Source organism: Mesorhizobium sp. M2A.F.Ca.ET.067.02.1.1 (genome assembly GCF_004023285.1).
Taxonomy (GTDB): domain Bacteria; phylum Pseudomonadota; class Alphaproteobacteria; order Rhizobiales; family Rhizobiaceae; genus Mesorhizobium.
Window position 1 is genome coordinate 1 of the sequence record NZ_RZSB01000181.1, and the last position, 8,984, is coordinate 8,984.

At 64.1% G+C, this 8,984-nt stretch carries 9 protein-coding genes and 1 pseudogene; 4 read left to right on the top strand and 6 right to left on the bottom strand.

Features of this window, described 5'->3' with window-relative positions; genetic code table 11:
- A pseudogene (locus tag EOA28_RS14815) lies at positions 1 to 429 on the bottom strand (phosphoesterase); the annotation flags it as partial.
- Between the two features lie 14 nt (positions 430 to 443).
- Positions 444 to 782 (bottom strand): hypothetical protein, encoded by a 339-nt coding sequence (locus EOA28_RS14820; protein ID WP_042637321.1) that lies wholly within the window; start codon positions 780 to 782, stop codon positions 444 to 446.
- Positions 783 to 1,208: 426 nt separating this feature from the next.
- On the opposite strand from EOA28_RS14820, the gene EOA28_RS14825 reads away from it, so the two are divergent.
- The gene (locus tag EOA28_RS14825) at positions 1,209 to 3,206 is read left to right on the top strand and encodes a PhoX family phosphatase (protein WP_126080261.1); all 1,998 of its coding nucleotides are present in this window, start codon (positions 1,209 to 1,211) and stop codon (positions 3,204 to 3,206) included.
- A 191-nt stretch (positions 3,207 to 3,397) separates the two neighbouring features.
- Positions 3,398 to 3,622: a hypothetical protein gene (locus EOA28_RS14830; RefSeq protein ID WP_126080260.1), complete on the top strand. Its 225-nt coding sequence runs from the start codon at positions 3,398 to 3,400 to the stop codon at positions 3,620 to 3,622.
- Between the two features lie 12 nt (positions 3,623 to 3,634).
- Here the strand turns inward: EOA28_RS14830 and EOA28_RS14835 are convergent, their stop codons facing one another.
- On the bottom strand, positions 3,635 to 4,315 hold the full coding sequence (locus EOA28_RS14835; RefSeq protein WP_127251354.1) for a GNAT family N-acetyltransferase: 681 nt from the start codon (positions 4,313 to 4,315) through the stop codon (positions 3,635 to 3,637).
- Complete coding sequence (locus EOA28_RS14840; RefSeq protein WP_127251353.1) at positions 4,312 to 4,797, bottom strand: MarR family transcriptional regulator; 486 nt, start codon at positions 4,795 to 4,797, stop codon at positions 4,312 to 4,314. The genes EOA28_RS14835 and EOA28_RS14840 overlap by 4 nt, the downstream gene beginning before the upstream one ends.
- A 228-nt stretch (positions 4,798 to 5,025) precedes the next feature.
- Between EOA28_RS14840 and EOA28_RS14845 the strand changes: the two genes are divergently transcribed.
- Positions 5,026 to 6,063, top strand: coding sequence for a phosphatidylglycerol lysyltransferase domain-containing protein (locus tag EOA28_RS14845; protein ID WP_127251352.1), 1,038 nt, complete (start codon positions 5,026 to 5,028; stop codon positions 6,061 to 6,063).
- A gap of 240 nt (positions 6,064 to 6,303) precedes the next feature.
- Here the strand turns inward: EOA28_RS14845 and EOA28_RS14850 are convergent, their stop codons facing one another.
- On the bottom strand, positions 6,304 to 7,065 hold the full coding sequence (locus EOA28_RS14850; protein WP_127251351.1) for an ABC transporter permease: 762 nt from the start codon (positions 7,063 to 7,065) through the stop codon (positions 6,304 to 6,306).
- A complete protein-coding gene (locus EOA28_RS14855) occupies positions 7,062 to 7,988 on the bottom strand; it encodes an ABC transporter ATP-binding protein (RefSeq protein WP_126080257.1) in 927 nt (308 codons plus the stop codon). The genes EOA28_RS14850 and EOA28_RS14855 overlap by 4 nt, the downstream gene beginning before the upstream one ends.
- 311 nt (positions 7,989 to 8,299) lie before the next feature.
- Between EOA28_RS14855 and EOA28_RS14860 the strand changes: the two genes are divergently transcribed.
- Positions 8,300 to 8,926 (top strand): CDGSH iron-sulfur domain-containing protein, encoded by a 627-nt coding sequence (locus tag EOA28_RS14860; RefSeq protein ID WP_127251350.1) that lies wholly within the window; start codon positions 8,300 to 8,302, stop codon positions 8,924 to 8,926.
- The last annotated feature ends 58 nt before the right edge of the window (positions 8,927 to 8,984 follow it).

Genomic DNA, 8,984 nt, shown 5'->3' on the forward strand with positions numbered 1-8,984 from the left:
GGACAGTGACGTTTCGGTGGCCAGGTGCGAGACGAGATCGGGCCGGGGCCGGTCGACTTCGTGCTTGAGCAAGGTGGAAAGCACTTGCCCGCCCGCCACCGCCGCGAACACGAACAGCGCGGTCGAAGGCCTGCGGATCAAGATGAGATAGACGATCGTCGCGGTCGTGATCAGCACCAGCACGACGGTGCTGCCGAGCGCGGTGATGTCGCGCATCGCGCCCTGCAGCCAAAGCGGACCGATCGGGCTGTCCGGCTGCCCGGCATGGCGGAAGGCAAGCAGGATTTCGGTGTCGAAGGCGTGCGGCGTCGTCGCCCGCGCCACCTCCATCAGTTCTTCGAAACCCCATAGCCCGCCGGCGATGATCAGTCCGGCCAGAAGCAGGGGGAATTCGATCTTGGCAAGCAGCGCGCCGACGGATGGCTTCATGAGAGGCTCGAGGGTTAGAGCTTCTGCATATAGGGCCCAAGCGTGATCAGGGCGACGGCGGCGATCGCCAGCACCATGCCGGTCGCCTGGAAAGCATTGAGCCGTTCGCCGAAAAAGGCGATCGCCACGACATTGACCGCGACAAGCTGGATCACCGCCGACAGGCTGAACGCCACCGACATGCCGAACTCGCGCACCAGCCTCAGCATGATCAGGTTGCCGGCGGTATAGAGCGCCAGCGTCACAAGGAGCTTGGCCAAGCTCGGCGCCAACCCCCATTGCTTGGCCGCCATCGCCGCCAGCAGGAACATCACGGTCGAAATACCGAGCTGCGCCAGTCCCCAGAAACTCACCTGCCGTCCCCTTTTGAAGCGCCGTCGCCACGCCGGCCGCAGCCCTTGTTTCCGAACCGGGCGAAGCCGTCAAGCTGGCGGTGTGGGGGCGAAGGTCGCGGCAAGCCCCCTTCTCCCCGTCACTATACGGGGAGAAGGTGCCGGCAGGCGGATGAGGGGCGGCGCCAGCGTTGGCCATCAGCATTACACGCAGGGGCTGTCTTTGAAGACATCATTATAGCGCCACTGTTTGCCAGCTCGGCGCCGCCCCTCATTGCCCAGCCGGGCATTTCTCCCCGTATAGTGACGGGGAGAAAGGGGCTGACATCGACAGGCTTCGCCAACCACCGAGGGCTACGCAGAAGCCGATGTCACGAAAATGTGATCGGCGCGCTTTAGGGGTTGAAGGTCCAAGCTCAAGCCACCTCAAGAAGCCAGAGGAACACCATGACCGCGACCCCTGAAACCCGCTTCCGCACCAGCCAGCTCGAGGAGAATGACGGTCCGCCCGTCAACCCGACCGACAACCGCACCATGGGCGAGATCATTGCCGCGCGCTTCTCGCGCCGCGGTTTCCTCTTGGGCTCGCTGGCCGTCTCGGCCATCGCCGCCACCGTCAGCCCGTTGGCGCTCGTCGCCGCCGACGAGGCGCGCGCCGCCGAGGCCTCGGCGTTCAAGTTCGACGAGCTCGAAGCCGGCATCGATGACAAGCACCATGTCGCGCCAGGCTATGATGCCGACGTGCTGCTGCGCTGGGGCGATCCGCTGTTTGCCGATTCGCCGGAGTTCGATCCGCTGAAGCAATCGGCTGAGGCTCAGGCAAAACAGTTCGGCTACAACAACGACTATGTCGGCTATATCCCGATCGACGGCTCGGCGGAGCACGGGCTACTGGTCGTCAACCACGAATACACCAACCCGCATCTGATGTTCCCCGGCATCGTTTCGATCGTCGAAAAAGACGGCAAGAAGGCCGCCGAGGTCGCACCGCTGTCGAAGGAGGAGGTCGATGTCGAGATGGCCGCGCATGGCGGCACCATCGTCGAGATCCGCAAGGAAGGCGGCAAGTGGCAGGTGGTGCGCGACGGCAAGCTCAACCGCCGCATCATGTCGACCACCGAGATGGCGCTCTCCGGCCCGGTCGCCGGCCACGACCGCGTCAAGACCAATGCCGACCCCTCCGGCACCAAGGTCATCGGCACGCTCAACAATTGCGCCGGCGGCGTCACGCCCTGGGGCACCTATGTGATGGCCGAGGAGAATATCCACGGCTACTTCTCGGGCGAGCTGCCGGAAGGCCACAAGGAAGCCGCCAATTACAAGCGCCTGGGCATTCCGGAAGGCGCCTATGAATGGGGCGCGCATTACGACCGCTTCAACCTCGCCAAGGAGCCGAACGAACCGAATCGTTTCGGCTGGATCGTCGAGGTCGACGTCAACGATCCGGCTTCGGTGCCGAGGAAGCGCACCGCCATGGGCCGTTTCAAGCATGAGGGCGCCGAGTCGATCGTCGCCAGGGACGGCCGCGTCGTCTTCTATCTCGGCGACGACGAGCGCTTCGACTATGTCTACAAATTCGTCACCGCCGGCAGGTTCAATCCTGGTGACCGCGCGGCCAACATGAACCTGCTCGACGACGGCACGCTCTATGTGGCGCAGTTCGCCGAGGACGGTTCGGTCGAATGGATGCCGATCGTCTTTGGCCAAGGCCCGCTGACGGCGGAGAACGGTTTTGCGTCCCAGGCCGACGTTCTGATCGAGACGCGGCGCGCCGCCGATCTGCTCGGCGCCACCAAGATGGACCGGCCGGAAGACATCCAGCCCAACGCCGGCAACGGCAAGGTCTATGTCATGCTGACCAACAATTCCAAGCGTAAGGCCGAGCAGGTCGACGCCGCCAACCCGCGTGCTGCCAACGCCTTCGGCCACATCATCGAGATCGTCGAGGATGGCGGCGACTTCGCCGCCAGCAAGGGCAAGTGGGAAGTGCTGCTCAAATGCGGCGATCCGTCCGTCGCGGATGTAGGCGCCACCTTCTCGACCGCGACCACCGCGCATGGCTGGTTCGGCATGCCGGACAATTGCGCCGTCGATTCCGCCGGGCGCCTGTGGGTCGCCACCGACGGCCAGGGCCCGAAAGCCACCGGCCGCACCGACGGCCTGTGGGCGGTCGACACGGAAGGAGCGGCGCGGGCGACCTCAAAACTGTTCTTCCGCGTGCCGATCGGCGCCGAGATGTGCGGCCCGCTCTTCGCGCCGGACGACCAGACCGCCTTCGTCGCCGTCCAGCATCCGGGCGACGGCGGCGAGGACTGGGAAGGCTTCGGCCGCCCGTCCTATTACGAGGATCCGTCGACCCGCTGGCCGGACTTCAAGCCGGACATGCCGGTGCGGCCGTCGGTCGTTGCGATCACGAAGCAGGGCGGCGGCAAGATCGCGGTGTGAGGACACTATCTCTCTGTTTTTATGCAATTCCGGACGGAAAACCGCTCACACTTTTCCTGGAATTGCTCTAAGCGCCCGACATTGCGGGGGCTCGGCAGGATCCGAGCCCCCTGTTTTGGTTGAAGTCGATCAAGCCTCAGGAAAGATTGATCTTTATAGGTGGCGCCCTAGCTCCTCGCCAGGAGATCGCCATGCCGAAGTCCATTTATGACCGTGGCCTGCTGAAACCCGCCCAGGTCGCCACCTTGCAACGCGTCTTCGATGAAGCCTGCCGAAGTCGCGAGGCGCATCCCGAATCGGACGAGGCGCGGGAGATCGCGCTGACTGTGCTCGCGCTCTACAATGCCGGCATGGTCGATGAAGAGATGTTGATGGAGACGGTTTGCTTCCGTCGGCCGAAGTCGAAAACCGCCTGATCCAGACAGCCGCTATCTCGCCCGCTGAACCACCGCGATGTTCATCGCGCTGCGCAGCCGGAAGCCGATCGACTCGTAGAGCTTTATCGCCGCTGCATTGTTGGCAAAGGCGTGCAGATATGGCACCTCGCCACGCGCCATGATGCGGTTGGCCACAAACAGCGACAACAGCCTGGCGAGGCCGCCGCCGCGAAAATCCGGATGCGAGCACACGCCGCTGAGCTCCGAATAGCCGGGTTGCTTCATGCGCTCGCCGGCCATCGCGGCCAGCCTGCCGTCGATCTTCACGCCCCAGAATTCGCCGAGGCTCAACGCTTCCAGCGTGAACGGCCCAGGCTTCGTCAACGAGGCGAGCGCGAACATCTCGGCCGCGTCCTGTCGCGTCAACTGCTCGATTCGGGGATCGGTGACCGTCTGCAAGGCTTGCCCGGCAATCATCTGCACGGCATCGGCGGTCATCGTCGCGACAAGCGCCGGCGGCAGGACAATGTTCTCGGCCTGCGCCAGGATGACGGTTTCTCCAGCGGGAACGAGCCTTCCGAGCGCGTGCAGGCATTCCGGATCGTCCGTGGCCGTGGCGGCGAACGGGATGATCGATGGCCGATACCGGCGCGCGAGATCGTCACCCTCGGCGAAAGTCCTTTGTCGCGTTTCGAGCGCGCTCCAGACAGGACGGTCGAGCATATGCTTCATGGCGGGGCGTCCCTTTCGGCGCGACGGTGGAGCGGTGTCTCGGCCAGCCGGTCCTCGATGGCGGCAAGCTGGCCGAGCAGCGGCCCGGAAAGATCGGCGCACAGATCCGCGACGGCATTTTCGATGCTTGGCCAGATTTCCCGTTTCGCCCGGTCGACCAGCCGTCTGCCGTTGCCGGTCAGCGAAACGATCCTGCGCCGCTGGTCGTCATCCGCAGGATTGACCTCGACCAGCCCCAACTCGGCAAGCAACGCTACGCTTCGCGTTACGCCCGGTTGCGCGACGCCCAGGGATTGCGCCAGCTCACCGACCGGCAGCGGCCCCAGCCTGTCGAGCGCGGCGAGCAGCGGGTACTGGCTCGCCTGGATGCGCATGTCGAGGCGGTTGAGCACGCGCTGCGTGTCGGCCTGCAACAGCTCGCCTATGCGTTTCATCCGGCTGCCGAGGCAGAGAAAGCCGAGAGATCGCAGAATGTCTTCCATAGCGCGCTCGCAAACATCGATAACACGATATATAACATGACATGGGAAAATCAAGCTGAAGCTCGCAGGACGTTCCGGGGCCGACCGCCGCTGCTGGAGGCTTTCGGACCTTTGCCCTTCATTCGCCGTCAATTGCATCCTATATCGCTGACGCGACGTGGCCGGCAGCGGTCTCCAGCGATTCGCGACCTGCGAGGGCAGGTCATCACTTCTTGGCACGCGGAGCTCATGGCGCCCCTGCGCATCTATTTCGACAGGCTTCTCGATGCCGTGGCACCCAAGGTTCCGCGGCGCGAATTGAGCGATGAGGAGCGCCTGGCGCTGGTGCGCCGCCACGGCGATTTCTCGCTCGCCTATTCCACGGCCGTGCAGCAGAAGCTGTCCTATTTCAGCGAGGGCGACGGCTACATCGCCTTCGGCACCAAGATGAGCCGTCATTTCGCGCTGGGCGATCCGGTGGCCGACCCGGCCGACCGCCCGGGCTACATCAAGCGCTTCGTCGAGGCGGCTGGCGGCCCCTGGTTCGTGCAGATCGGCGCCGACACGGCCAAGGTGCTCGCCGGTCTCGGCTACCAGGTCAACCGGTTCGGCATCGACACCAGGCTGCTTTTGCCGGCGCATGATTTTTCCGGCAAGCGCAACGAGACGGTGCGCTATTCCGAGCGCTGGCTGGCGAAGAAGGGTTTTCTCCTCGCCGAGGGCACGGGCGACATGCTGCAGGAAGAGATCAAGCAGCTTTCCGCCGACTGGCGCAAAAAGCGCATCATCAAGCGCTGGGAGATGGGTTTCCTCAACCGCCGCTTCTCCGAGGAGCTCGGCGCCGGCATGCGCCGCTTCCTCCTGCACAGCCCCGAAGGCCGGCTTCTCGCCATCCTGGATTTCGACCCGCTGTTTCGCGACGGCAAGGTGATCGGCTACACCACCGCCTTCAAGCGCAAGCAGATCGACGCGACGCCGCATGCCGAGGTCGGACTGACCAAATTCGCCGTCGACCGCTTTCGCGAGGAAGGTATCTCGCAGGTGACGCTCGGCCTCTCGCCGCTGCTCGACATCGAGCCCAGCGGCTTCGCCGAATCGGATTTCTGGCGCAACGCCTTCCAGCGCGCCTACAACTCGCCCTGGGTCAACCGCTCGCGCTTCAACCTGCAGGGCCAGGCGGCCTTCAAGCGCCGCTTCCACGGTGTCGAGGAACCGACCTATATCGCCTTCCGCAAAGGAACCTTCGTCGAGATGCTGGGGCTGCTGCGCCTGACCAAGGCGATTTAGATAGGCGCCCCTTCCTCGCCCCCGCAAAGCGGGGGAGAGGTGGCTCGGGCGAAGCCCGAGACGGAGAGGGGGGACGACATCCGCGAAGCCAGAACCCGACGTGAAAAGGGCGCCACATTGCCTTGATCTGAAGAACAGGCCACGCACAGAGAGATTCCACCCGTCTGCACGGGCCCCTCTCCGTCCCGGCTTCGCCGGGCCACCTCTCCCCACTTCGTGGGGCGAGGAACTCGACTTCGGTCAGTTCCTCAACCGGTAGCCCGTCTTGAATATCCAGGCGACGATGGCGATGCAGATGGCCAAAAACACCAGCGTCATGCCGAGGCTGACGCCGACCGAGACGTCGGCCTTGCCGTAAAAGCTCCAGCGGAACCCGCTGATCAGATAGACGACCGGGTTGAACAGCGTGAGCGTCTTCCAGATGCCGGGAAGCATGTGGATCGAATAGAAGCTGCCGCCGAGGAAGATGAGCGGCGTGACGATGAGCAGCGGCACCAGCTGCAGCTGCTCGAAGGTTTTCGCCCAGATGCCGATGATGAAGCCGAACAGGCTGAAGGTCACCGCGGTCAGCACCAGGAAGGCGACCATCCAGAACGGGTGCTCGATCCTGAGCGGCACGAACAGAGCGGCGGTGGCGAGGATGATCAGGCCGAGGATGATCGACTTGGTCGCCGCGCCCCCGACATAGGCGATGATGATCTCCAGGTATGACACCGGCGCCGACAAAAGCTCGTAGATCGAGCCGACGAATTTCGGAAAGTAGATGGCGAAGGAGGCGTTGGAGATCGATTGCGTCAAGAGCGACAGCATCATCAATCCGGGCACGATGAAGGCGCCGTAGGCGATGCCGTCGATCTCGTTGATGCGCGAGCCTATGGCCGAGCCGAAGACGACGAAATAGAGCGACGTCGAGATGACCGGCGAGATGATGCTCTGCAGCACCGTGCGGAAGGCACGCGCCATCTCCACCCGGTAGATCGCCCATACCGCGCGCAGGTTCATGGCTCTTGCCTCAGAAGACTGACGAAAATCTCTTCGAGCGAGCTGTTCTTGGTGTCGAGATCGCGGAACTGGACGCCGGCCGCCTCGAGGTCGCGGATCAGCGAGGCGACGCCCGGACGGTCGCTCTGGTTGTCATAGGTGTAGGTGAGCTGGCTGCCGTCGCCCGACAGCTCCAGCGCATAGCGCGACAGGCTCTCCGGCAAGGCGGCGAGCGGCGCGCGTAGCTCCAGCTTCATCTGCTTGCGGCCAAGCTTGCGCATCAGCTCGGCCTTGCCCTCGACCAGGATGATCTCGCCCTTGTTGATGACGCCGACGCGGTCGGCCATCGCCTCGGCTTCCTCGATGTAATGCGTGGTGAGGATGATGGTGACGCCGTCCTCGCGCAGGCGCCTGACCATCGCCCACATGTCCTGGCGCAGCTCGACGTCGACGCCGGCCGTCGGCTCGTCGAGGAAAAGCACGCGCGGCTCGTGCGACAGGGCCTTGGCGATCATCAGACGGCGCTTCATGCCGCCCGACAGCGTGATCGCCTTGGAATCCTTCTTCTCCCAGAGCGACAGGTCGCGCAGCACCTTCTCGACGAAATCCTTGTTCGGCGGCTTGCCGAACAAGCCGCGGCTGTAGTTCACCGTCGCCCAGACCGTCTCGAAGGCGTCGATGGTGAGTTCCTGCGGCACCAGCCCGATCAGGCTGCGCGCGGCGCGGTAATCCCGGCTGATGTCGTGGCCGTCGACCGTGACGCTGCCCGACGAGCGGTTGACGATGCCGCAGACGATCGAGATCAGCGTCGTCTTGCCGGCGCCGTTCGGCCCGAGCAGCGCAAAAATCTCGCCGCGCTCGATATCGAGATTGATTTCCTTCAATGCCTTGAAGCCGGTGGCATAGGTTTTCGTGACACCGGAGATCGAGATGATGGATGACATGCTGAAAAACGGCCGGCTGGAAATTGTGACCTGATATAGGCCGGTTGCCGTTTTATGCAAACCGGCATTCGATGCCCCTCCTGACAGCTCTGGACAGTGGGTAAGCGATTAGGGACGCGACAATCTGGCAGCCAGCGCGCCATAGCAGCGGGCGCCCCTCGCTCAAGGGGAGTGCGGGAGATCAGCCGGCACCTCCCCTTTCGCCAATCTCCTAACGGTCGCTATTGTAAGGCTGCCCATCCTCCCAGCTTGACGCCCTTCGCTCCCGCGCCCTAAGCCTGGTCTCCACCCCAACAGGAGACCCCACCCAAATGGCAGGCACGGTCGAAGGCGAGAAGATCGACGTTTCCTTCAGCGGCAAGCGCTGCATCCATTCGCGCAATTGCGTGCTCGGCAACCCGCATGTCTTCGTGCCCAACGCGCCGGGCGAGTGGATTCATCCCGATGCCGCGAGCGTAGAACGGGTTGTGGCGCTGGCGGAGAACTGCCCGTCGGGCGCCGTCACCTACAAGCGCAAGGATGGCGGGCCGCAGGAGAAGCCGCCTGTGGTCAACACGGTGCGCGTCCGCGAAAACGGCCCGCTGGCGGTGCATGCCGAGATCGTGCTCGGCGACGACACCTTCTTGCGCGCCACGCTCTGCCGCTGCGGCGCCTCGCAGAACAAGCCGTTCTGCGACAACAGCCACATCAAGGACGGCTTCACCGCCACCGGCGAGCCGCCGCTGAAGGAAGCGCAGGTGCTGGACGCGCGGGACGGCCCGCTGACCGTAACCCCGACCAGCAACGGCCCGCTGAAGGTCGAAGGCAATGCCGAGCTCGTCACCGGCACGGGGCATACGATCGCCCGCACGATCAAGGTGTTCCTCTGCCGCTGCGGGCATTCGGCGAACAAGCCGTTTTGTGATGGGAGCCATAAAAGGGTGGGGTTTGAGGGGTAATCACGGAGGCTGGCGCGAGGCCCCCCTCTCTGCCCTGCCGGGCATCTCCCCCTCAAGG

What these genes read in the sequence shown, in the direction of transcription:
- EOA28_RS14825 (WP_126080261.1), top strand. Translation starts at nt 1,209, where the DNA reads ATGACCGCGACCCCTGAAACCCGCTTCCGCACCAGCCAGCTCGAGGAG.
- EOA28_RS14830 (WP_126080260.1), top strand. Translation starts at nt 3,398, where the DNA reads ATGCCGAAGTCCATTTATGACCGTGGCCTGCTGAAACCCGCCCAGGTC.
- EOA28_RS14835 (WP_127251354.1), bottom strand. Translation starts at nt 4,315, where the DNA reads ATGAAGCATATGCTCGACCGTCCTGTCTGGAGCGCGCTCGAAACGCGA.
- EOA28_RS14840 (WP_127251353.1), bottom strand. Translation starts at nt 4,797, where the DNA reads ATGGAAGACATTCTGCGATCTCTCGGCTTTCTCTGCCTCGGCAGCCGG.
- EOA28_RS14845 (WP_127251352.1), top strand. Translation starts at nt 5,026, where the DNA reads ATGGCGCCCCTGCGCATCTATTTCGACAGGCTTCTCGATGCCGTGGCA.
- EOA28_RS14850 (WP_127251351.1), bottom strand. Translation starts at nt 7,065, where the DNA reads ATGAACCTGCGCGCGGTATGGGCGATCTACCGGGTGGAGATGGCGCGT.
- EOA28_RS14855 (WP_126080257.1), bottom strand. Translation starts at nt 7,988, where the DNA reads ATGTCATCCATCATCTCGATCTCCGGTGTCACGAAAACCTATGCCACC.
- EOA28_RS14860 (WP_127251350.1), top strand. Translation starts at nt 8,300, where the DNA reads ATGGCAGGCACGGTCGAAGGCGAGAAGATCGACGTTTCCTTCAGCGGC.